A 25542-nucleotide genomic window follows, 5' to 3' on the forward strand; every position below is an offset into this window, starting at 1 on the left:
TTATTCAATTCATTGTATCAAAATTCCTAACCTATATCAAAGATATTGAAGCCAAACTTCCTATTTGAAAGAAGAACCTAGTGAATACAAAATCTCTTAAACTAAATGGCTTTATTTCCTTACTAAATAAAGTCATTTCTATTGTTTGTAGCCTTATTTTACCAAGACTCTTTATCACTGCCTATGGGTCTGAGGTCAATGGACTCATGTCTAGTATCTCTCAGTATTTGACCCTGATTAGTCTCTTAGATTTAGGAATGGGCGCTGTCATTCAAGCTAGTATGTACAAACCATTATTGTATAAAGACACCGCGCTCCTCTCGACTATCTATTATAAATCGCAGGTGTTTTTTAACAGAATAGGCTTTGCCCTTTTAATCTATATTGCCTGCCTTTGTCTTTTTTTACCTGCCAACCTTTCTGGGAAATTCACACAAAGTCAAATTGTCGGTTTGATTTTGGTTCTTTCTCTCTCTCACCTATTACAATTTTTCCTAGGGATTACCAGTCAAATTATCCTTGGATCGGATCAAAAAGCTTATATCAAGGAAATCTTACAAGGTACAGCCAACATCCTAAACCTGCTTCTTACTATTGTTTTGATTCAGTCGGGACAAACTATCCTTATAGTAAAGCTTGCATCGGCACTAGTCTTTATCCTTCCTCCTATATTTATCAGCTACTATGTCCGTCGTCATTATGGGATTTCCAAAAACCTTCGAGATCGGACTTACCAGATTCAACAACAATGGTATGGTATAGGTCAACACATCGCCTATACTATCCAAGAGAGCACTGATATTGTCATTTTGTCCATGTTTGCCAGCCTAACTCAAGTTTCTGTTTACTCAGTATACAATACCGTTTTCCAGGGTATTAAAACGTTTTTAAACGCTGCGACAAGTGGCCTTCGTCCATTTTTAGGACGTGCCCTTCACATGGATGATCAGAAACTTCTGCAAAGACAATTCCATAAAATTGAATGGCTCTTACACACCGCATCTACCATTTTCATCAGTAGTACATTTCAACTTGTTACTCCTTTTGTTATTCTTTATACCCAAAAGATTACAGATGCTAATTATGACCAACCTGTTTTTGGCTACCTAATGACACTTGCAATCCTGTTTTATGCCTTAAGGTTACCTTACCGTACCCTTGTCTTTTCCAAAGGCGACTTTAAAAATACTCAGTTTGGAACCTATTTCGAAGCAATATTGAATCTTGGATTGTCACTCACTTTGGTCTTTGAATGGCAAATTGTTGGAGTTGCAACAGGCACAGCAATTGCATTGTTGTTTAGCTTGATTTACTACATATGGTATTGTTACCGGTTCATCTTAACATCTTCCTTCAAAACCATTCGGACCCAGCTACTTGTTGATGGAGGAGTATTTTTACTCTCCAACTGTCTCTTATTACCATTTACAAATGTTGTTCAGCAATTTAGTCATTGGATTATCTTTGGAACTTGTAGCATCCTGATTACTTTTGCTATCAGCTTCGGACTAAACTGGATAGTTTTTCCACAGCAGGTCAAATCATATTTATCACAAAAAAAATAATGCCATAGTCTTGGCATTATTTTTTTTATCTTTTCATTTCATATACAATCAATTTATCAGGTTTATTTTGCTTATAGACTGAGAACATCAATGCAAGGTAAATAATAAATGTATAATCTTCAAAAACGCTTCCTGTCAAAAGGTATTTCAAGAAAAAGGTAGAGCTTAAAAAAACAACAACCTTTTTATTTGAGATTGAGGATCCCTTAAAGGTTATGATAATAAAATACATTAACAAAATAAGCAAGAGAATCCCAAACAACCAACCAAAGGAAAGTACTATTTCCAAAAATAAATTGTGAACATAGACATTGCCAGGCATCAGCGTACGATCGAAGAAAACTCCATTGATTTTTAAACCCATCTCCTCAAAAATATATTGCACAGCAATATCAATCATGCTATCACGGCCAGTACTTTGCACCAAAACACCTGTTTCAATACGATTCAAAATATAACTTTGAGCAATATTTAAACTTGAGAGTATTTGATAGAGAACAAAGAAAAAGCCAACTGTCCCCAAAAAAATCATTAAGCCAGATTGAATTGATCGAATAGAAAGCCGAATCTGTACTTGATTCTCGATCCTATGCAAGATAGCGTAGGCAATTAAACTGATGAATAACCAAATCAACGGCCCACGAGCACCATAGATTACACCTTCCAGTACCAAAATTCCGAATATTGCTAATCGAACAAGGTTTGGTTTTTGAATCATTCGAAATGAAAATAAAATCCAAATCGGCAAGAGATTATAGGAATAGACCATATAACCTGTCTGATCTTTTAATATAAATTTCACCAGAAAAGAGGCGATAATCAGAAAGCCGTTGAAATATTCAACGATACTATTTGTGAATAGTTGAGAAATATCCTGTATTCTAGATAGTATTAGCACCGAATAGGGAAGATAGAACAGATAAATCATAACCATATCCACATCCAAATAACGGTATTTCATTTCAGTTGGACTAGTTAAATAAAAAATATAATAGACCAAATAGATGAAAAACATACTGGAAAGTCGCTTCAAGGATATGGGAAAGCGGATAAGAATGAAAAAGAAAACAAGATAAACGATTCCATAGCAGACAAAAATGGTTTTTGATGCAAAAAAATCAAAACCAGTTGTTCTCAAAACAGCAGAAAGCAAGACATTAAACGGGTAGATAATAAGACTGAGATAAAAGAAAAATAGATCCCACTGCTTGCTGTCTCTTTCTTTCATAAGTCCTCCCCTAGTTCACTTTATAAAACAACTGCTGGAGGGCACCTTCTCTTTCACGGACAGTACCATCAAAGACATAGCCTAGTACTTCAATTTGATAACTTTCCAGAAAACGATTCGCTTCAATTAAGTCATCAATCCGTGTTCCATCTTGTTTGACAAGCATGACAAGGTTTCGAATTTTTGTAGCCAAAATCTGAGCATCTGGTACACCATTTAGAGCTGCAGAATCAAAGAGAATCACATCAAAATGCTTCTCTAAATCCGCCAACAAGGTTGGTAACTTCTCAGAAGTCAAAATCTGAGAAACTGCTGCAAACTTTGGCCCACTTGGTAAAACAAACAAAGAAGATCCTTGAATAGCTTGGATCCCGAGTTCCCCTCCATTTTGCAAGTAACTAAATAAACCTACCTTATTTGACAGTTTGTAAATCCGATCGAGTGATGGATTTCGAAGATTGGCATCTACTAACAACACTTTTTTCCCATTATTTGCAAGACTATTTGCCAGATACATTGCAAGAGTTGTCTTGCCTGTCCCACTTTCAGCCGAACTAATCAAAAAGGTCTTTACAGCATTCTTATCTAGTTGCGTCTGTAACTTGGTTTTTATCCCTTCAATATTGTCCAATGAAATAGATTTTTGAGTTGATTTTTTATTGAATAAGCCTGATTTTGGATGTTCCTTTGTTGCACTCCTTACCTCCATTTGAAGAGGTGAAAGACTTACATTTCCTAATTCCAACCAAGAAAAAGTTGATAGAATAGCCGTCCCCTTTATCGTTGGACTCAACAACTCAAGCAAAATAATAACAAAAGAACTGACCATAGTTGCCAATACTACTGCAAAAAAGATATTTCGTGAAATAATTGGCGAAACTTGATTCGTTGAAGGCTTGGCAGCTGATATTACTTTGATTTCTAGGTTTGAAGAATAATAATCATCCAGTTTAGATTGAAAAATCGCTGACACAGTATTTGCAATCTCGGCAGCAGTTTCTGGAGAAGTATCTGTAACTCTAATCGCAAAAGTTTGTGATTCATCCTCTGTCACAACCTTGATTTTATTTCTAAGTTCTTGATTCGAATAGGAAGTTGAAACCTCACTATTTACCAATGTCAAAATATCGTCCGAAAAGATGATACTTTCATATGTCTGAATCAACTTTGAGTTGGTCTGCAACTGGTTCAAGGTCAACTGAAGATTATCCGTTGCCTTTGGACTAACCAACAACTCAGCTGAAGAGCTATATAAGGGTTTTGCAATTGCTGTACTGTAGACGACAGCTGCCACAACAAAAACTACAATCGTCAAGACAATCCATCTCAACTTCTCTTTTACTAATTTTACTATCGCAATTAAACTAAGCTCCTTGTCCATCTTTATCCCCCATTTTTTGTTTTGAAACGTCTGTTCCTTAGCACCTCATTATACCATTAAGGCTTGAAAAAATATAATAAAAGTAATTTTCGCTCCTCAATTCATTTAAAAGCTATGTTCTTTTTTCATGTGATATAATACAAGAAAACCCGAATGAAAAGAGGAAATAACATGTCAAAAGTCTCAATCATTGTACCAGTTTACAATACCGAACCCTACTTGGAAGAATGTATCCTCTCACTTCGAAATCAGACACTTCAAGATATACAAATCATACTTGTAGATGACGCTTCAAGAGATCAATCATTAACCATAATGAACCAGCAAGCTGCAATAGACGATCGCATCCAGGTGATTGCTTTGGAAGAAAATTCTGGAGTTGGTCTAGCTAGAAATCTGGGAATACAGCAAGCTCAAGGGGATTTTCTAGCATTTGTTGATTCGGATGACTATGTCAAACCTGAAATGTTCGAAAAACTGTATCAAAAGGCGATTGAAGAATCCGCTGATATTGTCTTGTGTGATACGGATACATTTTCTTCTAATGGACAAAAAAAATCCGTTTGGTACAAACCAATCAATGGCAAACCTCAATTAAAAGACATATATCATAATACCCAACCAACTAGTCGAATTGTCTCTAAAGCACTAATTGACCAAATTCAATTTTCATTTTTACCAGGCATGGGAGAAGGAATCTTTTTCGAATTGATGATTCAAGCAAAAAAAATTGTTACAGTTCCTGAAAAACTATATGTATACCGCTCACGAGATGGCTCACTCAGTACAACACCAAACCCTCGAATTAATATCGAATCAAAAGAAAACAACCGTATTATGGGAGAACGAAATCCCGCATACAAGGACTACTTTACCTTTAAGGTTATCGAAGATCTCCTGCAACTGGTTGCAACAGCTGTCAAAATCAACGACCATCAAACCTACAAAAATGCCGTTCAAGAACTGAACGACCTCAACTATCGGAAGAACCCGTATCTCTCGACCTTTTATAAAGACGAATACCCCTGGCATCGCTACTATATCAAAGCCTACCTCCTTCCAGCCAACTTTTCTCTAGCCCGCCTCATCCACCGACTCACCCAAAAATAATCTATAATAAAAACAACGCCAGCCCCCCTCCACTTGGGAAAGACTAGCGGTGTTTTTTAGGATTTATATCGACGGAATTTGATACTCATACTATGGAGATTTGTTCGACTTCAACTTGACTAATTAAGATTGGCAAAGAGAAAAAGAAAATCAAGGATATCGTATCTGCATACCCAATCGAGAATCGTGTCGTTGACTCTAGCAGTGAAATACTTCCGAATGTAAAAAGAGAAGCCAATGTAATGTATTTCTTAGTGAACGAAGAACAAAATACTGATTTAAAAATATATGCACAGCCACCAATTAATATCATCAATCCAAAAATACCATAAGTGACAAATGTTTCAACATATAGTGAATGAAAGTAATTCAGGTCATTTCCAAAAATTTCTTTATTCATTTCCAGTGCTTTATATCTACCAACCCCCAATAATGGATTGGTTGACAAACCGATTTCCAAACCATTCAACCATACATCAAATCGACCAGATCCATCTTCCAAACTATCCGTTCTTAGTAAGAGGGTATCTATTTTTTCTAAAATATTGGTTGAACTCATCATTTGATCCAAGAAAAATACGCTTGTTGCAAACAATACCAGGAGCCCAGCAATTACCTTTAAATTCACTTGCTTCTGAACAACAATCTTTGATACAACATAGGAAAAGTAAAAAATTAGCATTCCTGCAATTGAAGTCCGGGCAAATGTCAGAATCAAATTCAAGATGAAAAACAATTGTAGAAAATAGTGAATTTTTCTTTTATCGGTGTCAATCAGATATTGATTCGAGATGATTGCAACCAGTAAAAAAATCCCGAAGGTGTTTCGATTTGGGAAAAATGATTTAAACTGTGCACCATAACTTCCCGTTAATGCTCCAATTGCACGCAACTGATTAAAATTGAGAAAAACATTGAGCAAACAGGCTGCAAAAGCTAATTGACACAAACGTTTAAAAAAACAAATAATGTCTTTTTCCGCTAAATGAACTCGGTGGAGTTGGAAAATAAAAAAATATAAGTTAACTGTCACTGAAATCATTACCATCAGTTCTGAAAGAATATAGTTTCCAATGACAAACATTAGATAGATATGAGAAAAAAGCTGTAAAAGAACTATCATCACAAACAGTTGGAAACTTGGTCTTGATAATTTTGAAGCATTATCCCCCAAACTAAACCACATTAATATGCATTGAAGCACAAAACAGATGAAATACAAACCTGTATAGATTGTTAGATTCAGATCAAAAAGCCCCAATAAAGCTGTTGGAATCAAGTTCAGTAGAATAATCATAAACATTGTGTCTGTTATTTTCCGCATGCTTCACTCTCCAATACTTTTCTGAGATAAAATAGAAAACCACCGTATAAAAATGCTTTTGAAAAAAATACAGAATATGCAAAAGCGACTAAACCGTATTGGGTGCTGGTAATGATAGCAGAGACAATAAAAATAAAAAAGTATATAAAATATATCTTTGTCAATTCTCTTGAATCAATAAATTTCATTAACAATGATTTTAAGATAGAAGTACCAACACTCACTCCCAATGCGATGGATACTGGAAGTAATAAACTAAGTGAATGTTCCAAATACTTAGGATAAAGAATCTTTATACAAATATAGGTGAAGGGAACTGATAATATGCTACTCACTAAGACAATTGGAATAGAGGAATAAATAAATCGTTTAATTAAAATTTCTGAAGTTGAGTCTTTTTTTATCCATCTTAATAAAACACCATGAAGTGGATTAATCACCAAATTCACAATCTTAGACATGGAGGTTGTTGCATAGTACACATTCAATGACAGTGCTCCAAGAAATGGCAAAACTAAAAATTTATCAATATAGGTTATGAGGTTATTAAAAAATGAGATCATACTATAGTTGATAAACATTTCTGTTTCTTCACCTGTAGCCACCACCTCGTTAAAATGGAATAATTTTTGACTTGATACACAGTAAGAGAAGGTGATTGTCTCAGCTAAGACCATCGGTAACCAAAATAGAGGTATCACTTGGATGAGCAACAAACCAAATAGTATACCATTGAGGTAAAGAAAATTCAAAAACAAAACTTTTTTAAACGCCCCCTGACTACGAAATATACCACCTGAAAACAAGCGATAATTAGCCAAAAAGGTCGCTACACCAAGAATCAAACTTTCACTCCAGTCAAAACCCAAATAGAGTAAGAGTGCACAGATAATCACAAAGGAGCTCAAACTGATTTTTAGCAACAGACGACTAAAATTAACAGGTCTATTGATAACTTGTGAAACGATTCCTAACTCATTGCCCAAAGCATTTGTTAATACTGAAAATATAGAGATAAAAATGACGAAAATAGCATATTGTGATTCACTGAGAAATCTGCTCATAAACGGCATATAAATTAGCTGCTGGGCACAAATATAGATGAAAAATGAAAGTGTATTAAAAAAAACATCTTGAAAAAAATCTTTATATTTTACAAATCGCTTTAACAAATCCGAATCTCCATCTATCTTGTACTCTCGGCTTTATCCCAAAATGGCTTATTTTTTCCTAAAATCGTTCTAACCACTCCAACAAATTGAGCATAAACCGTCATACAGTAGTATGCTGAAAATTGAACAAATTTATGTTGAATATTAAACTGAAATCTTCCCAGAACTGTTAAAAATACTAATACTTGTACACAAAAAGCTACTAGATAAATCACACTAGTTTGCATCAAGAATAAACTGCAAAGAAATGCAACAATATGATTAAACCATAATAAATAGCGAGCTGTTCGATGTCCGAAATAAAAGTAGGAAAACCATCTATATTTTATAACATTTAAGATTGCAACGGAAGGCAGTATAAAACGTAGCAAGACTCTTGACATTCGGACTTTTCGTTTAAACTCATCACTATCCACCTGCCCTGCTTTTTCAAATGCAACAGCACTATGGTTTGCCACTGCTCTCTTCCCTTGAAGATTGTAGTAAACTGGCATAGCTAAGTCATGACTAACAATCGGATCAAACTCAACAAAATCTTCTGTTCGAACGGCATACAAGGCACCATTACCAGCAGTAATCGTTTGCAGACGAGACTCAATTTCTCTAATCCGAGTATCCAAATCCCAATACTTATTTTCTGAATGACTTGTTTTGCTGACTTCATGATTGGAATACATAAGCTTTCCAGTAACATATGCTACATTGTCTACGAATGAGCTTACCAGTTCTTTTACAGCATTGACATCAAGCATTGCATTGGCATCTGTCATTACCAAAATCTCACTTGAAACCATTTTAGCTGCTTCGTTTTGGGCGTTTGTTTTGCCAAGTCTTTTTTGAACAAGATAGAGCGAAATATTGGAATGCTTCTCCACGTATTTTTGAACAATTTCATTGGTAGCATCTGTGCTATTATCTGATGTTACCAAAATCCTTAATTTATCTTTTGGATAATCCAACAGCAATAGATTGTCCATTTTTTGAGCAATCACTGCTTCTTCATTATGTGCCACAACCATGACAGTTACAGTTGGTTCATAATTCTGCTTCTTGCTCACTTCCTTTTTTATCAGTTTATCTAAGCATAAAATTGAAAGTGGATAACCAATATTAGCCCAAAAAATCAAAAAAGTGCTAATCCAAAAACATGCTTTCAGTACTAACATAGAAAATTCTCAATCTCCTTGATAATAATTTATTGACTAAGGGCTAAATGAGACAAGAGATAAAATCCATCCTCACTTGTCCAACAAGATATATGATGAGGCTATTTATCCACCATCCAAACCTTTTTCAACTCCTCAATGTGAGAGGTTAGAAATGCGTTTAATGTATTTGAAATCGTTGTTACGTATAGTATTTTCATTACTGAATCTTTCTACAAGGATTACCAACATAGGTGCCAGAACTAGTGATGGATTGGATGACAACTCCGCCTGCGCCGACAATGACATCTTTACATATTGACAACGACTGAATGACAGAACTACCAATTCCTATCCATGTCTGCTGACCAACGGTCACTCCTCCAGCAAGATGACTCCCAGGAGAAATATGAACAAAATCGCCTAATTTGCAATCATGATCAATGCTTGCTGCTGTATTAACTATGCAACCATCTCCCAGTTTGACATCAGGTTGAAGAACTGCATTCGCCATTACCACACAGGATTTACCTAAGCTAACTGTTGGTGATACGATTGCCCGCGGATGGATAAGACTAGGCTGCTCCCAGTCTTTAAAACGATGAACAATTTTTGAACGGATTTTATTGTCACCAATTGCTACAAAGACAGCAGCATCAGAAGGAATCGGATACTGACTTGTCCCCACTATCGACCAGGGACCAAGATGGCATTCTTTTGAAAAGTCATCCAAGAAATAGATCTCTTGATAGCCATTCAGGCTTGCAATTTCAGCAACAACCTTACCATGACCCGATGCACCAATAATGAATAGTTGTTTATTTTTCACTTCCATAAAACTTTTCCATTGTGTCTGAACTTGCCGAGTGGATTCCTTCTCTCACCAGGACTTTCAATATTGTCTTTATTAAAATCTGACAATCTTTCCAAAACGAAATCGACTCCACATATTGAACATCAAAGTCAAATTTTTCCTCCCAGCTGATGGCATTTCGACCACTAATCTGTGCCAATCCTGTCAAACCTGGACGAACAGAATGTCGCTTTCTTTGATGATTAGTATATAAATCTAAATATTCTACTAGGAGCGGCCGCGGCCCGATAAGGCTCATGTCTCCTTTTACAATATTCCACAGTTCAGGAAGCTCGTCTAGACTGGTTGAGCGTAGAAAGGCTCCAAAGGGTGTCAGTCGTTGGCTGTCTGGCAATAGGTTCCCTGCTTGATCACGCGCATTTGTCATGGTGCGAAATTTGTACATCTTAAAAATACGTTCATTCTTCCCAGGGCGTTCTTGACTAAACAAGACTGGTGTCCCCAAATTCAACGCTACTAAGCAAGCAATCACAAGAATCAAAGGAAACAAAATGACCAAGGCAAGGAGCGACACAACAAAATCTAAGAGGCGTTTTACAAATCGTCTATACATCATTTACTCCCAAAAGCTTCTGATAATTCCAATAATCTTATCAATGTCCTCATCAGTCATTTTGGTATCACTTGGTAGGCAGAGACCATTTTCGAACAAGTCCGCTGCAACTTCTCCACCAAAAAACGGAGCATCTTCAAAAACAGGCTGTAAATGCATCGGTTTCCAAACTGGTCTGGACTCAATATTTTCTTTTGCTAAAGCCTCCATCAGCATGGATGGTCTTACATTTTCAGAAGTGATCTGAATAGCTGATAACCAATAATTGGAACGTTCGCCTAAACGCTCTGATAAAAGACTAATGTCTTCTATATCACTAAAACCTTCTAGATAACGCTGGTGAATGTACCGTTTTTGTGCAATGCGTTCCTCTAAGACCTGTAATTGCCCACGACCGATACCTGCACAGATATTACTCATACGGTAGTTATAACCGATATGACTATGTTGGTAATGCGGTGCTTGATCACGCGCTTGAGTCGCCAAGAATCGAGAAAAACTTGCTTGCTCTTCTTGACTTGTAACAAGCATTCCCCCTCCAGAAGTAGTAATAATCTTATTTCCATTGAAGGAAAGAATCGCCTGCTGACCAAAGGTTCCTGTCCATTGGTTTTGGTAGATTGTCCCCAGACTTTCTGCCGCATCTTCAATCAGAGGAACCTGGTATTCGGCACAAATAGTCCGTATCTCATCAATTTTTGCGGTGATACCATAGAGATGCACAACTATAACAGCTTTGGGTGTATAAGTTTTAAATGCCTCACGTAATGCTACTGGATCCATATTCCAAGTCTCTTTCTCTGAATCGATGAAGACAGGAATGGCTTTCTCATAAACAATTGGATTGGCACTTGCAGAAAATGTCAGAGACTGACAAAAGACATAATCACCTTCTTGAATCCCAAGATTCTTAAGTGCCAAATGCATGGCTGCTGTCCCAGATGATAAGGCAACACAAGGTCTGCCTCCTAGCAAGTGGGATACTTCTGTTTCAAATTCATCGACATTCTTCCCAAGTGGTGCAACCCAATTGGTATCAAAAGCTTCTTGTACAAAAGCTTCTTCAAACTTTCCTTCACTCATGTGAGGAGACGCCAGATAGATTCGTTTCATGTTTACTCCTGTTTTGCAAATGCTACTAATTTTTTCTTGAGCTCACTCGTCGATTGTTTGTCTAAATCAGATAGGAATGTGTCCACTTCTTTACTCGATTTTTCTTGCACACGACCAACAAATATTTTTTGATGAACTTGATTGCTAACTCGTTCACTGCTCGCTAACAATTCCTCATATAACTTTTCTCCTGGTCGGATGCCTGATTCCACAATAGCAATTTCATCTTCGCTAAAACCACTTAGTTTAATGACCTTTTTGGCCAAATCGACAATTTTAACAGGCTCGCCCATATCCAGGACGAAAACTTCTCCTCCATTTGCCAAAAAACTAGCCTGCACAACCAAGCTGCTGGCCTCTGGGATGGTCATAAAGTAACGAGTCATCCGGAAATCCGTTACAGTTACAGGTCCACCCGTGCTTATCTGTTCCTTGAAGAGGGGTACGACACTACCTCGACTCCCCAAGACGTTGCCAAAGCGGACAGCTACAAATTGTGTCTTACTATTTTCGTTTAGGGATGTGACAATCATTTCTGCAATTCTTTTAGTCGCCCCCATCACGTTTGGTGGGTTAACAGCCTTATCTGTTGATACCATCACAAACTTTTCTACGCCGTATTTCTTGGCAGCTTCTGCAACATTTTTTGTCCCATAGATATTGTTTTTGATTGCTTCTTTTGGATTGGATTCCATAAGAGGGACATGCTTGTGTGCAGCTGCATGGTAAACAAGATTTGGTCGGTAAGTTGCCATAATCGAGTCAATCACTTCTTGATCTTGAATATCCGCAATCAAGGGTATAATCTCTACTTTTGTGCCAATTTTAGCTTGGAGTTCGCGATGGATTTGGTAAATTGAATTTTCTCCATGCCCCAACAACAAAAGGCGTTTCGGTAAATACTTGGCAACCTGACGGCAAATCTCAGAACCAATAGACCCCCCTGCCCCTGTCACCAGGATAGTCTTTCCACGAAGGAAATCACCAATTGTTTCTTGATCCAGTACGATTTCAGGTCGATCCAACAAATCAGCGATATCAATATCTTTAACGGTATTGGTCGAAAAGTCATCGGATAAAATTTCTTCGATATGGGGCATTGTCAAGACTTTGACACGATGGGCATTACAGATATCAAGAATTTCTTCCTTATCCTTGATGGTCAGAGATGGTATCGCAATGACCACTTGTTCAACTTCCAATTCATGAACAATTTTAGGGATATCCTTTCTGCCACCAATGACACGAATCTCGTAAATATAGCCTCCATGCTTGGTCGGATCATCATCAACAATTCCAACAATATCGTAATTGAGTTTTTTATCAACGATGGTTTTGATAAACAAATAGCCACCATCCCCTGCTCCAATAATTAAGGTCTTCTTTTTAACATTGTTACATTTGGTATTTTTGGTTTTCCATTCGTATTTGGCACGCCAAATTAAACGAGGAAACAGCATCAAAATCATGGATGTTGCTAAAGAAATGATTAAAAATCGGTAACTTATGGTCATATTTGCCAAGAAACCATAAGGAATGCAGAGCAAGTAAGATACAAACAAGCTAAAGCTGATTTTTAAGAGAGCCCTGTAGTCCGTAAAACGAGTCAGCCAGAAGAAAATCTTTAGCTTATAAGACATGACTAAGTAAGCAAGACAGACAACAATATAGTTTGCTAATAGATTAAATTTTGAAACAGAAATAATGATGTCTAAAAATGCTTGACTGAGTACCATTGACAGTCCAATCATCGATAAGTCAAAGATTATTAAGATTGTCTGTTTATATATTCTATTCATCTTCTATTCCTTATTTCTCACCGTAATAGTAGTTTTTCTCCGCTTCTAATGGAACGTCGTTCATAACATAGCCAATGAGATTGGCTTTGACATTCCGCAATAACTGAACTGCCTTGTGAACTTCATTTTTCTGAACATAGCCTTGGCGAACAACTAACAAGACACCATCGACTTGACTAGCCAAAATCTGAGCATCTGCCACACTGGTTACTGGCGGAGCATCATAAATCACGTAGTCAAAATAGTCAGTCAACTCCTGCATCAGACTCTTCATATTTTGTGAATTCAAGAGTTCTGATGGATTGGGTGGTAGACTTCCTGTTGTCAGTACAAATAAATCCAACTCATGTACATAGTCAACAAACTTTGTATATTGGGTTTCACGATGCAAAATAGCCTCCGATAAGCCGACGGTATTGGCCAACTTAAAGGTACGATGGACGGTTGGTTTGCGCAAATCCGCATCTACTAGGAGGACTCGCTTTCCGATTGATGCCAAACTGTATGCTAAGTTGGCTGCTGTGGTTGATTTTCCTTCTGCTGGAATAGACGACGTCACGAGAAGTGATTTCAAGTTGCCGTTGACACGCGCGTACTCAAGGTTCGTCCGGAGCACACGGATTTGTTCCGAATTTAGGCTAAATGGCTGCATATAGGTAAACAAGGGTGCGCCTGCTCGCTGTTTTGACTGTGTACGTAATCGTTTCTGTTTCTTAAACATAATGACCTCTAATTTCTCTTAGCATCTCTGATAAAATACGTGCTGGAAACTTCCTTATCTTTGAGGGAGTACAGTTCCGTCATCAAGGTCAAGCCCTCAGCCTCAAGGTAATCGTGATTGCTGATTGTATGGTCCATTAGGCGACGTACAACCAGGAATAGACTGGATAAGGTCATCCCCACTACAGCTCCTAAAATGACAAAGCGCACCATAGAGGGAGCAACTTTTTTATCTTGGAAAGAAGCCGGAGATAGAATAACAATCTTATTGATGTTTTCACCGTAAATTTCTGTCAAGATATCTGTAAATTGATTGGTAATATTGGCCAAGGTTTCTTGAGCAGATTTAGCAGAATCCAAACGGATCGCAATCGAAAATGCTTGGGAATTTTCGGATTGTTTGAAGGTCAAATGCTTTTGCAATTCAGAAACAGAATAGCGTCCTTCTGATTTGTCTGCCACAGGCCCTAGCACAGGAATCCCATATAATATATCTCGATAAGTGGGAATCATATCAATATTGGCCTTGATGGTCCCAATTTGGTTACTGGAATCTGCCTGAGCTTGAGTAACTAAAATCTGCGCTTCTGACTGGTACTCTGCCGGGACAAACATTCGAGCATATAAAACAGACAGCCCGCTACAAAAAATGATGGAAAAAAGTAGGAAGACAATATTCTTACGAATGATTTTTAACAAATCAAAAATATCGATGAGTTCTGCATTCTGCTGGTTCATAAACAACTCCGTTTTATATTAATATACTACTTCTCTATTCTACCACAAAGTTGTCAATTTTGAACATAAATTATATATATTAATTTTATTAAAAAAATTAAAACACCCAGCAAATGCTGAGTGTTTTAGGGACTAAATCTCGACAATCCAGCCTTCTGGCGCTTCAATATCACCAAACTGGATACCTGTTAATTCGTCATATAATTTACGCGTGACAGGTCCTACTTCCGTTTCACTATGGAAAACATGGAGTTTGTCTGCAATCTGGATACCACCAATTGGTGAGATGACTGCAGCTGTTCCGCAAGCTCCTGCTTCGACAAACTGGTCTAATTCTTCGACAAGGACTTCTCGTTCCACTGCCTTCATCCCCAGACGATGCTCTGCCAAATACAAGAGAGAATACTTGGTAATGGACGGCAAGATTGATGGTGAAATCGGTGTGACAAACTCGTTATCAGCTGTAATACCAAAGAAATTTGCAGCCCCTACTTCTTCAATCTTGGTGTGGGTAGCTGGGTCTAGGTAGATGACATCTGAGAAGCCCTGCTTTTTGGCAAATTGGCCCGGTAAGAGCGATGCTGCATAGTTGCCACCAACCTTAGCCGCCCCTGTTCCATTTGGTGCTGCACGGTCGTACTTGTCCTGAATGAGGAAGTTGGTCGGAGCCAGGCCACCCTTGAAGTAGTTTCCGACCGGCATGGCAAAAACGGTGAAAATGTACTCATCTGCTGGTTTTACGCCGATAATGTCGCCGACGCCAATCAGGAGCGGGCGGAGATAAAGGGTCCCACCAGTTCCATAGGGAGGAACGTAGTCCGCATTGGCTTTGACCACCTCTTTACAAGCCTTGATGAAAAGGTCAGTCGGTACAGGCTCCATGAGCAAGCGGTCAGCTGTTCGTTGCAGGCGCTCGGCGTTTTGATCTGGACGAAAGAGCTGGAGTTTTCCCTCCTTGGTGCGATAGGCCTTGAGGCCTTCAAAGGCCTGCTGACCATAGTGAAGGGCTGGTGAGCTTTCTGAAATGTGCAGCTCCGCATCTTCGGTCAATTGCCCTTCAGACCATTGGCCGTTTTTGAAATGAGCGATGAAGCGGTACGGTAGTTTCATATAAGAAAAACCAAGGTTTTCCCAGTCAATCGTTACTGTCATAGGTATTCTCCAAATTCATTTTTTATTATTTTACTACTTTTGAAAGTGATTTTCAATTAAAAATTCAGAAAATTTTGTGAATATAAGAAAAACCCACCGGAGCGAGTTCTCTTTACTATTGAATCCAAGCCCTAAACACTTCCTCATCAGAAATGGTTTCCGAGATAAAGCTGCCGTTGCTGGTGCGTTCAGACAGGCTAAGCTGAGTCACATCAACCTCATAGAGTTTGCCCGTTTTAGACTGCACGTGAAGCACTTGACTGGTTGTTTCATCTTCATTTGCTGTACTAAAGAGGTCAAAATCCCCCTGGTCCGTCAAGACTGGACCAGCCGCAAAGACACGGTGAGGCTTGGACTTGAGTTCACGAAGCACCTGCAAACCACGCTTGGCACGGCTGGTCACAGGGATTTCCTCCGCCGCCATCCGCTTCAAACTACCACGCTGGGTCAGGAGATAGACGGAGCTGGTATTGCTGATAAAGGCCGCAGCTACCACATCCCCATCCTTGAGGTTGACCGTCTTAACACCGGCCGCCTTGGCACCGATGATTGGCACTTCTTCGATGTTAAATCGCAGAGCGTAGCCCTTTTCTGTGATGAGCATGATGTCATCCAAGACTACAGGCGATACAGTAACGACCACATCATCCGCATCTTTGAGTTTGGCATACTTGGTTGACTTAGACTTGTAAGTCCGCCATGGAGTAAACTCCTTCCGCTCCACACGCTTGATTTGACCGTATTTGGTCACCGCGAAATACGTTCCCTCGTCAAAATTCTCTACCAATTCAGCGAAGATAATCTCTTCATTGGTATCAAAGTTCATTAGGGTCTGGCTCAGGTGTTCACCAATGTCCTTCCAACGAATATCTGTCAGTTCATGGACAGGTCGGTAGATAACATTTCCAAGATTGGTAAAGAGCAAGAGGTGCTGGGTTGTCTTAGCATTCTGTAAGAAAATCAGCTGGTCATCCTCTCGTTTGCCCATTTCTTCAAGGGTTGAGGCGTTGAAGGAACGCGGACTTGTTCGTTTGATGTAGCCTGCCTTGGTCACGCTGACAAAGGTTTCTTCTTCGACAATCAAGCTGGCAGTGTCAATCTCAATCGTTTCTGCCTGATCTTGCAATTCACTCAAACGAGGATTGCCAAACTGCTTCTTAACCTCACGCAGTTCTTTCTTCATCAGATTGAACATGGTCCGCTCATCGCCGATAATGGCTGCCAAGGTCTGAATCTGCTCGCGTAGGGCTGCCTCTTCATTTTCCAAGGTCACAATGTCGGTATTGGTCAAGCGGTAGAGTTGCAAGGTCACGATTGCTTCTGCCTGTTCCTCGCTGAAATCATAGCTGACTTTCAAGTTTTCCTTAGCATCCGCCTTGTTTTCAGAAGCACGGATAAGGGCAATGACCTCGTCCAAAATAGAAATAACACGGATTAAGCCTTCTACGATATGGAGGCGTTTCTCTGCCTTTTCCTTGTCAAACTTAGAACGGGCAATGATAATCTCACGGCGGTGGGCGATGTAGCTAGACAGAATCTTCTGCAAGCCAACCTGACGCGGTGTGAAGTTATCAATCGCCACCATGTTGAAGTTGTAATTGATTTGTAAGTCGGTGTATTTGTAGAGGTAGTTGAGAATGGTTTGCTCATCGCTGTCTTTTTTCAGCTCAATGGCAATCCGCAGACCTGTACGGTCTGACTCATCACGCACCTCGGCAATACCAGGCACCTTATTGTTGACACGGACATCATCAATCTTCTTGACCAGTACAGCCTTGTTGACTTCATACGGAATCTCAGTAATGACAATCTGTTTCTTACCAGCCTTGAGTTGCTCGATGTCACAACGGCTACGAACTACGACACGGCCCTTACCAGTTTCATAGGCTTTCTTGATTTCGTCAGCCCCCTGGATAATGGCTCCTGTTGGGAAGTCTGGTCCAGGTAAGAACTCCATCAACTTTTCTAACTTAGCAGTCGGATGATCAATCATGTAAACAACGGCATCGATGACCTCCGCCAGATTATGCGGCGGGATGTCAGTCGCGTACCCTGCTGAAATTCCTGTCGCTCCATTGACCAAGAGATTAGGGAAGGCAGCTGGTAGCACCGTGGGTTCTTTTTCCGTATCGTCAAAGTTCCAGGCAAATGGCACCGTCTTTTTCTCGATGTCAGCCAGCAAATAACCTGCCATTTCCGACAGACGAGCCTCGGTGTAACGCATCGCCGCAGGCGGATCACCGTCCATGGAACCGTTGTTTCCGTGCATCTCCACCAAAATCTCGCGGTTTTTCCAGTCCTGACTCATGCGGACCATGGCATCATAAATAGAGGAATCACCGTGCGGGTGGAAATTCCCCATGATATTCCCGACTGACTTGGCAGACTTACGGTAGCCCTTGTCAAAAGTGTTGCCATCCTTATTCATGGAATAAAGAATCCGACGTTGCACGGGCTTGAGACCGTCACGAATGTCTGGCAAAGCCCGCTCCTGAATAATGTATTTGGAGTAGCGACCAAAACGCTCTCCCATGATGTCCTCAAGGGACATGTTTTGAATGTTAGACATAAATTAAGATACAAAGGGACGATTCGGCTTGCCGAAAAATTCCGTAGGAAAATAGGAAATCGACCGACGATGAGAGACATCTAGGGAGATTTATCTTTTTCACTAGGAATTTAGTCCCGTGTTCAGTTAGATAAGCTAGCTGAACCTTCCTTTCTTTGTTTCTTGTCGAAAAATTTTCTTTTTTACTTTTTTTGATAATCGCCTTAAGTAGTGAGAACGGAAGAGACCTTACAATTTCTATTGCTATATCCTTAGCTAAACATTAGTTCTTTACCTAAGTTCTCTGATAAAAGAAAGCAATCATATCCCCTACTCTATCATAAAGATTATCATCAACATATGCTAATTTCTCAATTTCTAGTTCCTCATCATCAATCAAATTTTCTTGATAAGCTTGAGCATACTCACCACACGATTTTAGATAATCCATTATTAAAACTAACTCTTGCTTCTGTTGAGAAGAAAGGACTTTTCCTTTATAGAGAGTCTCCTTTATGAATCGACAGTAGTCTGAGTGCTCTTCACACCAATTGACATTGCCATTTGCTTGAGCTTCCCAGCGAAGTTTTTCTAATTGTCGAAGTAATTCACCTTGTAAAGTAGAAGAAATCCCGTATTTAGGCACATCTGCTCGCCAAATTGAACGTAGAACCTCTGTATGCTGAGAAGCATACGGAACTTTCTTAAGTTGCTCGATAGTTGGCTTTTTTCTTAAAAACTTTATCATAGCTACTCTTCCACTTTCCACTGACTTGCTTGCCAGCTTCTAAAGTCATCGACATCTGTTTTGATTAATTTCAAACAGGCATTAAGGACAAAGGCATCATCTAATAAACCAGGACCAAAGAGGAAATCAGGCAGCGCATCCAAAGGGCTAAAGAAATAAATCAAGGCACCAATGGTTGCCAGAATGGCCCCTTTAGGAAGAGCTGTATAGTCTCGCCTGACATAACTTCGAATCATGGAAATCATACCTGGAATAGCTGAAAACTTATCTCCACCAAACGGCAAACGTGCCAATTTCTTCTCGATATCTTGCAGAAAATGTTCCAATTTCCCTTGGTCTGACAGTAAGACCTCTGCCCGTTCTCTTGTCTTGGACGATTTCCAAGATTCAAGCGCCTGGTCAAACTTTTCTTCCAATTCCAGTTTGTTTTTAAATGGCTTACGCTTTCGAGCCCATTCAGTAAACTGTTTTTGAAAACGGTCAGTTAATTTTACTCTTAGTGGCATAAAACACCTCACATAATTTGTCCGTGCTAGATTTACAAATCCTCAGTACGATAAAGGTTATAGCCCTCATAGTAATAAGAATGGTCGATGCCTTTGAAATAAGTAGCCTGACCAAGATCTTCCGTTAAGGCTTGCAATAACAGATATTTAAGCTCTCCTGTTGATACATGACTTCTAATCATCGCATTGAAATATTCATCTTTATCAATACTATTCCAATCAACCACCTTGCCCAAACTATCCCGTAGCATACAATCCAGCCAGATACGCATACTGCGTCCATTTCCTTCACGGAAGGGATGTGCAATGTTCATATCCGCATATTTTTCAACGATTTCGTCAAAGGTTTCATGAGGTAGCTTGTCAATATAGGCCAAAGACTGTTCAAGAAAGATTCGTGGAGCAAATTGAAAATTCCCTTTGGCAATGTTGACATCACGAATTTTCCCTGCAAAGTCGTAAATATCCTCAAATAAAGCCTGATGAATGTGTGCCAAACCTGCAAAAGTCCCAACTTCTATCTGGAATAACTGACCAGTTTCAAACAGTTGAGCTGCTTTTTTCTTGCTGATTTGTTCTTCAAGACGGGCTAATTCAGCCGCATTTTCAATCCCAAATTTATTTTCTAAAACCATGTGGCACCTCAACTTCCCTGAGATTATTTAGTAAAAGCTGTCGCTTCCTCCAATGTAAACTTAACATTGTCCTCAATCCACTTGCGGCGTGGCTCGACCTTGTCGCCCATGAGGACGGATACACGGCGTTCAGCACGGGCTAGGTCTTCAATGGTGACACGGATAAGGGTACGGGTTTCGGGGTTCATGGTTGTTTCCCAGAGCTGATCGGCATTCATCTCACCAAGACCCTTGTAGCGTTGGAGGATAAAGCCCTTGCCAAAATCCTTGCGGAGATCTTCTAATTCCCCGTCAGACCAAGCATAAGCAATCTTTTCTGTCTTGCCCTTGCCTTTTGACATCTTATAAAGTGGCGGAAGGGCAATGTAAACTCGACCTGCTTCTACTAACGGTCGCATATAGCGATAGAAGAAAGTCAGCAAGAGAGTCTGAATGTGGGCACCGTCCGTATCCGCATCGGTCATGATAATAATCTTGTCATAGTTGACATCTTCCAGCGTAAAGTCTGATCCAACACCTGCACCGATGGTGTAAATCATGGTGTTGATTTCTTCGTTTTTGAGGATGTCCGCCATTTTTGCCTTGGCAGTGTTGATCACCTTACCTCGCAAGGGTAGAATGGCTTGAAACTTGCGGTCACGACCCTGTTTGGCAGAGCCTCCAGCTGAATCTCCCTCGACCAGATAGAGTTCGTTTTTGGCTGGATTTTTAGACTGGGCTGGGGTTAGCTTCCCTGATAGGAGGCCCTTGTCCTTCTTGTTTTTCTTACCATTTCGGGATTCGTCACGGGCCTTACGAGCGGCCTCGCGGGCGTCACGGGCCTTAATGGCTTTACGAACTAGATTTGAAGCTAATTCACCATTTTCCAAAAGGAAGAAGGTCAGCTTGTCCGATACAATGCCGTCCACCACAGGACGAGCAAGTGGACTTCCCAACTTGTCCTTGGTCTGCCCTTCGAACTGCAAGTGCTCTTCTGGTACAAGGATAGAAAGGACCGCAGACAAACCTTCACGGTAGTCAGAGCCTTCCAAATTCTTGTCCTTTTCCTTGAGCAAGTTGGTCTTACGAGCATAGTCGTTCATGGCCTTGGTAATGGCTAGTTTGAGACCTGTTTCATGGGTACCGCCATCCTTAGTCCGAACGTTGTTAACGAAGGAGAGGATGTTGTCTGAATAGCCGTCATTGTACTGCATAGCCACTTGGACCTGGAATCCTGCATCTTCTCCTTCAAAATAGAGGACAGGTGTCAGAGTTTCCTTGTCTTCGTTGAGGTAGGACACAAAGTCCTGGACGCCATTTTCGTAGTGGTACTCCTCCTGCTCACCTGTCCGCTCGTCTGTCAAGGTCATGGTGACTTGTTTGAGCAAGAAGGCTGATTCTTTCAGGCGTTCGGCAATGGTGTTGAACTTGAAATCAGTCGTTGAGAAGATAGTATCGTCAGGCATAAAGGTAACTTTTGTACCTGTTTTTGATTTTGGAGCGGTACCAATCTTCTCTAGGGTCGTGACTGGCTTTCCGCCCTGCTCAAACCGTTGCTTGTAAACAGCACCGTCACGGGTAATCTCAACTTCCAACCAGCTGGACAGGGCATTGACCACCGAAGAACCAACCCCGTGGAGACCACCTGAAGTCTTGTAGCCGCCCTGACCGAACTTACCACCTGCGTGGAGAACGGTGAAGATGACTTCAACGGTTGGCTTGCCTGTAGCGTGCATACCGACTGGCATCCCACGTCCACGGTCAGAAACAGAGAGACTGCCGTCCTTGTTAATGGTCACATCAATCCGGTCACCAAAACCAGACAGGGCTTCATCGACAGCGTTATCGACAATCTCCCAGACCATATGGTGCAAGCCATTTCCGTCTGTGGATCCGATGTACATACCAGGGCGTTTGCGGACGGCGTCCAGCCCTTCCAGTACCTGAATGGCATCGTCATTATAGTTATTTACGTTAATCTCTTTCTTAGCCAAAACTGACCTCCATACTTGTCATCCTTACTATATTACAAGTTTTTTTGCTTTTTTGCAAAATTTTTCTGCTGAAGAATCCGATGGGACAGGGATTCAAAAACATTTTGGTCTCCGACTGTCTAAAAATATGCTATAATGAAACCATGTTATTGAATGTTTTACTATTATTGACAGCTTATTTATTGGGATCTATTCCATCTGGTCTCTGGATTGGTCAGGCTTTTTTCAAGATAAATATCCGTGAACATGGTTCAGGAAATACTGGAACAACTAATACCTTTCGCATACTGGGGCCAAAGGCTGGGACTCTTGTCTTTTTGATTGATTTTTTCAAAGGAACCTTAGCAACACTCCTTCCCATCCTGCTGCATGCGCAAGGTATTTCCCCAATTGTCTTTGGCTTAGTAGCCGTATTGGGGCATACATTTCCTATCTTTGCTCAATTTAAAGGCGGAAAGGCTGTGGCAACATCGGCCGGTATGTTAATGGGATTTGCTCCTGCCTTCTGTTTTTATTTAATTCTAGTATTTGCCCTTTGCCTCTACTTGACTTCCATGGTGTCCATGTCCAGTGTGGTAGCGGCTGGTGCAGCAATACTAGGAGCTCTGCTTTTTCCAACTATCCCCTTTCTATTGACCAACTATGACTTGCTTTTCACAGTGATAATCGTATTTCTTGGCATTTTCGTCATTATCCGCCACAAAGAAAATATCCAGCGAATCGTAAAAAAAGAGGAAAATTTGGTTCCCTTTGGTCTCAACCTTACGAGACAAGTCAAGAAAAAATAAGATTTACGAAGAAAAGCACCTGAAAATGGTGCTTTTTTATAGAGCAAAAAACAGCCGAAGGGTGGTTGATAGATAGAGAAAAACAACCTCTTGGGGTTGTTCGTAACGTTTGCATTAAAAAGCTCATGATAAAAAGGTCCAATGGACCTTTTTATTCTACTTCTTTGCGTTTTTTCAGGGCAAATCCGATGCCTGCTAATCCAAGCCCAATCATGCTAATAAGGGCAGATTGGCTGCTTCCAGTAGCTGGAAGACTAGCTTGGTTTTCTTGCTTCGAACCTGCTTGTCCTGGAGTTTTCACAGCTGGAGTTCCTGGTTTGTTTGAATCCTTGTTTGTGTCAGATGAAACTTGTCCAGATGAATCCGTCGCTGACTGATTATTTGAATTGTCAGCTGGTGGAGTCACAACAGTATCCGGATTTGAAGTTGCATCATTCGAATCGAAGCCAAGAATCTCTTCAATAAAATCTACAAAACCATCGCCATCCGTATCAAGGCTACTATTTACTGAAAAGAGGCGTGTTTCTGGATTTACTTCTTCATAAAGGTTTAGAAGGTTAACGCTTGCTACTTTTTTCAAGTAGGTTGCAAATACGCCATCCATAGATGGACCTTCTTCACGGGCACCACCGAGCATGGTATAGCCGTCACCACCTGCAGCTAAGAAGTCATTTGTTGCTAAATAGTAAGTTGCTTCTAAATCAAGGTCATCATAGCTTTCCGTATCTGGGTTCCAGATTGAAATATACTGCACACGATTGCCCGCTTCAAGATTGACATCATAGAAAACTTGGGCGCCAGAAACGTGCAAGAATCCTCCGTTTGCTTCAAGTAATGGTTGACCATTTGCATCTAAGACAGTTTCGCCAGTTTCTTTGTTTACTTGATGTGGTGCAGAAACCGACTTCTCAAACATGTCTTTGATTTGCTGACCAGTTACTGTAATTTGTGAAATGCTATTTCCAAATGGAAGAACAGCAATGATATCACCCTTGGTGACAGCTTGATCTTTCTTAATGCTTGCACGAAGTCCACCACCATTGGTCACTGCCAAGCTTGATTTGTTGCTAAATCCAGTTTGTCCGTAGTCATAGAGGGCATCGGTAACGACATTACCTAGGTTCGTTTCGCGAACACGAACATTTGAACGTTCCCCGTTGAGTTCGACTGGGTTATTGGCAATCACAACTTCTGCGTTTTCAGCTTCATATTTTGCCTTAATGTCTGCTACCAAGGCTGCAATCGTTGGATCTGGTTTCACGTTTGCTGCATCTGCAGCTGAAATCAAGCTAGTTTCAGCCAATAGTTGGTTGGACTTGAGAGTAATTTTACCAATATTGTTCAGATAAGAACCAGTTTGGCTGTAGGTTACGTTATCACCATAAGTAGTTGACGAAACTGTATGGGAATGACCATCAATCACGATGACACGTTTTCCAGCCAATTTAGCATTGGTTGAGAGGGCTTTTGCAAGTGTGTCCCCACGCCAAGATTCTGGAGTTGTAGTGTCCACACCTAAGTGAGCCAAGATAATATAGTTTTTGTAGGTAACACCAGCAGCTGCTGCTCTTGCCTCAATTTCGTCAACGACCAAATTCACTTCGTCAATTGGTTCCTTGAAGGTAACGCCCACGATGTTTTGTGGGTGAGTTTTGGTAGCTGTTTCTGGCGTTGTCACACCGATGACTACAAATTCATCACCGACAACTGTTTTATCCTTATCAACGATTGTGTGGGATTCAAACAAACGAGCACCATCTACATAGGTATTAGAACTCAAGAGCGGGAAATTCAACAGTTCTTTGTATTTCACTGCCTGATCCAAGCCGAAATCAAATTCATGGTTCCCAACTGCCATGGCATCGTAGCCAACTTGGTTCATGATGGCTGCTCTATCCTCACCTTGAGTGCTGTTCGAAATTGGCATCCCTTGGAAGGCATCTCCAGCATCGACAACGATTGTAGTTGCCACTTTTGTCCGCTCATCTGCAATGATGGCTGCTGCCTTCGCATCACCAATGACACCACGGTCTTCTAAGATTCGCCCATGCACATCATTAGTATGCAAAATAACCGCTTCCACTTCACTTGTCGCAACCGTTGTTGCTTCAGTTGCTGTTGAAGTAGTTGTCTCACTGGTCGAACTAGCTGTCTCACTAGTTGGAGTTGCTGCGCTAGTAGACGCAGAAGCCTCTGTGGTAGGAGTGCTGGTTGTTGTTCCAGTAGCCGCTGTTGAAGCAGTTGTACTGCTTGAATCTGCTGTTACCGCAACGGCCTCACTCGTTGGCGTTGTTGCAACTTCTGCTGCTGACACTACCTCTGTCAAAACAAAGGGCGCCAACAAAAGACCAGATAAAGCCGGCAAAAGGAAAGTTTTCTTCTTCATAAAAAATCCTTTCTGAAATATATTTCCTAAAGTATTATACACTATTTTACAGAAAAACAAAATATTGAAATCCTTTTCAAGTAA

21 protein-coding genes are annotated in these 25542 nt (G+C 40.3%); 3 read left to right on the forward strand and 18 right to left on the reverse strand.

The window, feature by feature from the left end; all coding sequences use genetic code 11:
• Positions 1-80 precede the first annotated feature (80 nt).
• A complete protein-coding gene (locus JNG37_RS10025) occupies positions 81-1565 on the forward strand; it encodes a lipopolysaccharide biosynthesis protein (RefSeq protein WP_158454742.1) in 1485 nt (494 codons plus the stop codon).
• Positions 1566-1590: 25 nt separating this feature from the next.
• Here JNG37_RS10025 and JNG37_RS00305 read toward each other — a convergent pair whose 3' ends face one another.
• Together JNG37_RS00305 and JNG37_RS00310 are read right to left on the reverse strand one after the other, a co-directional pair.
• Positions 1591-2793 (reverse strand): hypothetical protein, encoded by a 1203-nt coding sequence (locus JNG37_RS00305; protein ID WP_158454740.1) that lies wholly within the window; start codon positions 2791-2793, stop codon positions 1591-1593.
• Between the two features lie 10 nt (positions 2794-2803).
• Positions 2804-4174, reverse strand: coding sequence for a polysaccharide biosynthesis tyrosine autokinase (locus JNG37_RS00310; protein ID WP_158454738.1), 1371 nt, complete (start codon positions 4172-4174; stop codon positions 2804-2806).
• Positions 4175-4345: 171 nt separating this feature from the next.
• Here JNG37_RS00310 and JNG37_RS00315 point away from each other — a divergent pair, with 171 nt between their 5' ends.
• The gene (locus tag JNG37_RS00315; protein WP_187321592.1) at positions 4346-5284 is read left to right on the forward strand and encodes a glycosyltransferase family 2 protein; all 939 of its coding nucleotides are present in this window, start codon (positions 4346-4348) and stop codon (positions 5282-5284) included.
• Positions 5285-5369: 85 nt separating this feature from the next.
• On the opposite strand, the gene JNG37_RS00320 is transcribed toward JNG37_RS00315, so the two are convergent.
• From JNG37_RS00320 to parE, 15 genes are all read right to left on the reverse strand, one after another.
• Positions 5370-6581 (reverse strand): O-antigen ligase family protein, encoded by a 1212-nt coding sequence (locus tag JNG37_RS00320; RefSeq protein ID WP_202848228.1) that lies wholly within the window; start codon positions 6579-6581, stop codon positions 5370-5372.
• Positions 6582-6595: 14 nt separating this feature from the next.
• A complete protein-coding gene (locus JNG37_RS00325; protein WP_158454732.1) occupies positions 6596-7780 on the reverse strand; it encodes a polysaccharide biosynthesis protein in 1185 nt (394 codons plus the stop codon).
• A gap of 14 nt (positions 7781-7794) precedes the next feature.
• Positions 7795-8946 (reverse strand): glycosyltransferase family 2 protein, encoded by a 1152-nt coding sequence (locus JNG37_RS00330; RefSeq protein WP_158454730.1) that lies wholly within the window; start codon positions 8944-8946, stop codon positions 7795-7797.
• Between the two features lie 199 nt (positions 8947-9145).
• Positions 9146-9760 (reverse strand): acetyltransferase, encoded by a 615-nt coding sequence (locus JNG37_RS00335; protein ID WP_158454728.1) that lies wholly within the window; start codon positions 9758-9760, stop codon positions 9146-9148.
• Positions 9744-10355 (reverse strand): sugar transferase, encoded by a 612-nt coding sequence (locus tag JNG37_RS00340; RefSeq protein WP_275585217.1) that lies wholly within the window; start codon positions 10353-10355, stop codon positions 9744-9746. The genes JNG37_RS00335 and JNG37_RS00340 overlap by 17 nt, the downstream gene beginning before the upstream one ends.
• On the reverse strand, positions 10356-11465 hold the full coding sequence (locus JNG37_RS00345) for a DegT/DnrJ/EryC1/StrS family aminotransferase (RefSeq protein ID WP_158454726.1): 1110 nt from the start codon (positions 11463-11465) through the stop codon (positions 10356-10358).
• A gap of 2 nt (positions 11466-11467) precedes the next feature.
• On the reverse strand, positions 11468-13264 hold the full coding sequence (locus tag JNG37_RS00350) for a polysaccharide biosynthesis protein (RefSeq protein ID WP_158454724.1): 1797 nt from the start codon (positions 13262-13264) through the stop codon (positions 11468-11470).
• A 10-nt stretch (positions 13265-13274) separates the two neighbouring features.
• Positions 13275-13985 carry a CpsD/CapB family tyrosine-protein kinase gene (locus tag JNG37_RS00355; RefSeq protein WP_238336203.1) on the reverse strand — a complete coding sequence of 237 codons (711 nt, stop codon included), beginning with the start codon at positions 13983-13985 and terminating at the stop codon, positions 13275-13277.
• 8 nt (positions 13986-13993) lie between these two features.
• Positions 13994-14722: a YveK family protein gene (locus tag JNG37_RS00360; protein ID WP_158454720.1), complete on the reverse strand. Its 729-nt coding sequence runs from the start codon at positions 14720-14722 to the stop codon at positions 13994-13996.
• Positions 14723-14854: 132 nt separating this feature from the next.
• Positions 14855-15874, reverse strand: coding sequence for a branched-chain amino acid aminotransferase (locus tag JNG37_RS00365; RefSeq protein ID WP_158454718.1), 1020 nt, complete (start codon positions 15872-15874; stop codon positions 14855-14857).
• 115 nt (positions 15875-15989) lie between these two features.
• Positions 15990-18443, reverse strand: a complete 2454-nt coding sequence (parC, locus tag JNG37_RS00370; protein ID WP_158454716.1) for a DNA topoisomerase IV subunit A — start codon at positions 18441-18443, stop codon at positions 15990-15992.
• A gap of 274 nt (positions 18444-18717) precedes the next feature.
• Positions 18718-19170 (reverse strand): hypothetical protein, encoded by a 453-nt coding sequence (locus JNG37_RS00375; RefSeq protein ID WP_105179465.1) that lies wholly within the window; start codon positions 19168-19170, stop codon positions 18718-18720.
• 2 nt (positions 19171-19172) lie between these two features.
• Positions 19173-19676, reverse strand: a complete 504-nt coding sequence (locus JNG37_RS00380) for a YkvA family protein (protein WP_158454714.1) — start codon at positions 19674-19676, stop codon at positions 19173-19175.
• 32 nt (positions 19677-19708) lie between these two features.
• The gene (gene fic, locus JNG37_RS00385) at positions 19709-20311 is read right to left on the reverse strand and encodes a protein adenylyltransferase Fic (RefSeq protein ID WP_158454712.1); all 603 of its coding nucleotides are present in this window, start codon (positions 20309-20311) and stop codon (positions 19709-19711) included.
• A 23-nt stretch (positions 20312-20334) separates the two neighbouring features.
• The gene (parE, locus tag JNG37_RS00390) at positions 20335-22284 is read right to left on the reverse strand and encodes a DNA topoisomerase IV subunit B (protein WP_158454710.1); all 1950 of its coding nucleotides are present in this window, start codon (positions 22282-22284) and stop codon (positions 20335-20337) included.
• Positions 22285-22427: 143 nt separating this feature from the next.
• Between parE and plsY the strand changes: the two genes are divergently transcribed.
• Complete coding sequence (plsY, locus tag JNG37_RS00395) at positions 22428-23072, forward strand: glycerol-3-phosphate 1-O-acyltransferase PlsY (RefSeq protein ID WP_158454708.1); 645 nt, start codon at positions 22428-22430, stop codon at positions 23070-23072.
• A 151-nt stretch (positions 23073-23223) separates the two neighbouring features.
• On the opposite strand, the gene nt5e is transcribed toward plsY, so the two are convergent.
• Positions 23224-25458: a cell surface ecto-5'-nucleotidase Nt5e gene (nt5e, locus tag JNG37_RS00400; protein WP_158454706.1), complete on the reverse strand. Its 2235-nt coding sequence runs from the start codon at positions 25456-25458 to the stop codon at positions 23224-23226.
• Positions 25459-25542 lie beyond the last annotated feature (84 nt).

The sequence above is a fragment of the Streptococcus suis genome, from assembly GCF_016775005.1.
GTDB lineage: Bacteria > Bacillota > Bacilli > Lactobacillales > Streptococcaceae > Streptococcus > Streptococcus suivaginalis.

What these genes read in the sequence shown, in the direction of transcription:
- JNG37_RS00305 (WP_158454740.1), bottom strand. Translation starts at nt 2,793, where the DNA reads ATGAAAGAAAGAGACAGCAAGCAGTGGGATCTATTTTTCTTTTATCTC.
- JNG37_RS00310 (WP_158454738.1), bottom strand. Translation starts at nt 4,174, where the DNA reads ATGGACAAGGAGCTTAGTTTAATTGCGATAGTAAAATTAGTAAAAGAG.
- JNG37_RS00315 (WP_187321592.1), top strand. Translation starts at nt 4,346, where the DNA reads ATGTCAAAAGTCTCAATCATTGTACCAGTTTACAATACCGAACCCTAC.
- JNG37_RS00320 (WP_202848228.1), bottom strand. Translation starts at nt 6,581, where the DNA reads ATGATTATTCTACTGAACTTGATTCCAACAGCTTTATTGGGGCTTTTT.
- JNG37_RS00330 (WP_158454730.1), bottom strand. Translation starts at nt 8,946, where the DNA reads ATGTTAGTACTGAAAGCATGTTTTTGGATTAGCACTTTTTTGATTTTT.
- JNG37_RS00335 (WP_158454728.1), bottom strand. Translation starts at nt 9,760, where the DNA reads ATGGAAGTGAAAAATAAACAACTATTCATTATTGGTGCATCGGGTCAT.
- JNG37_RS00340 (WP_275585217.1), bottom strand. Translation starts at nt 10,355, where the DNA reads ATGATGTATAGACGATTTGTAAAACGCCTCTTAGATTTTGTTGTGTCG.
- JNG37_RS00345 (WP_158454726.1), bottom strand. Translation starts at nt 11,465, where the DNA reads ATGAAACGAATCTATCTGGCGTCTCCTCACATGAGTGAAGGAAAGTTT.
- JNG37_RS00350 (WP_158454724.1), bottom strand. Translation starts at nt 13,264, where the DNA reads ATGAATAGAATATATAAACAGACAATCTTAATAATCTTTGACTTATCG.
- JNG37_RS00355 (WP_238336203.1), bottom strand. Translation starts at nt 13,985, where the DNA reads ATGTTTAAGAAACAGAAACGATTACGTACACAGTCAAAACAGCGAGCA.
- JNG37_RS00360 (WP_158454720.1), bottom strand. Translation starts at nt 14,722, where the DNA reads ATGAACCAGCAGAATGCAGAACTCATCGATATTTTTGATTTGTTAAAA.
- JNG37_RS00365 (WP_158454718.1), bottom strand. Translation starts at nt 15,874, where the DNA reads ATGACAGTAACGATTGACTGGGAAAACCTTGGTTTTTCTTATATGAAA.
- parC (WP_158454716.1), bottom strand. Translation starts at nt 18,443, where the DNA reads ATGTCTAACATTCAAAACATGTCCCTTGAGGACATCATGGGAGAGCGT.
- JNG37_RS00375 (WP_105179465.1), bottom strand. Translation starts at nt 19,170, where the DNA reads ATGATAAAGTTTTTAAGAAAAAAGCCAACTATCGAGCAACTTAAGAAA.
- JNG37_RS00380 (WP_158454714.1), bottom strand. Translation starts at nt 19,676, where the DNA reads ATGCCACTAAGAGTAAAATTAACTGACCGTTTTCAAAAACAGTTTACT.
- fic (WP_158454712.1), bottom strand. Translation starts at nt 20,311, where the DNA reads ATGGTTTTAGAAAATAAATTTGGGATTGAAAATGCGGCTGAATTAGCC.
- plsY (WP_158454708.1), top strand. Translation starts at nt 22,428, where the DNA reads ATGTTATTGAATGTTTTACTATTATTGACAGCTTATTTATTGGGATCT.
- nt5e (WP_158454706.1), bottom strand. Translation starts at nt 25,458, where the DNA reads ATGAAGAAGAAAACTTTCCTTTTGCCGGCTTTATCTGGTCTTTTGTTG.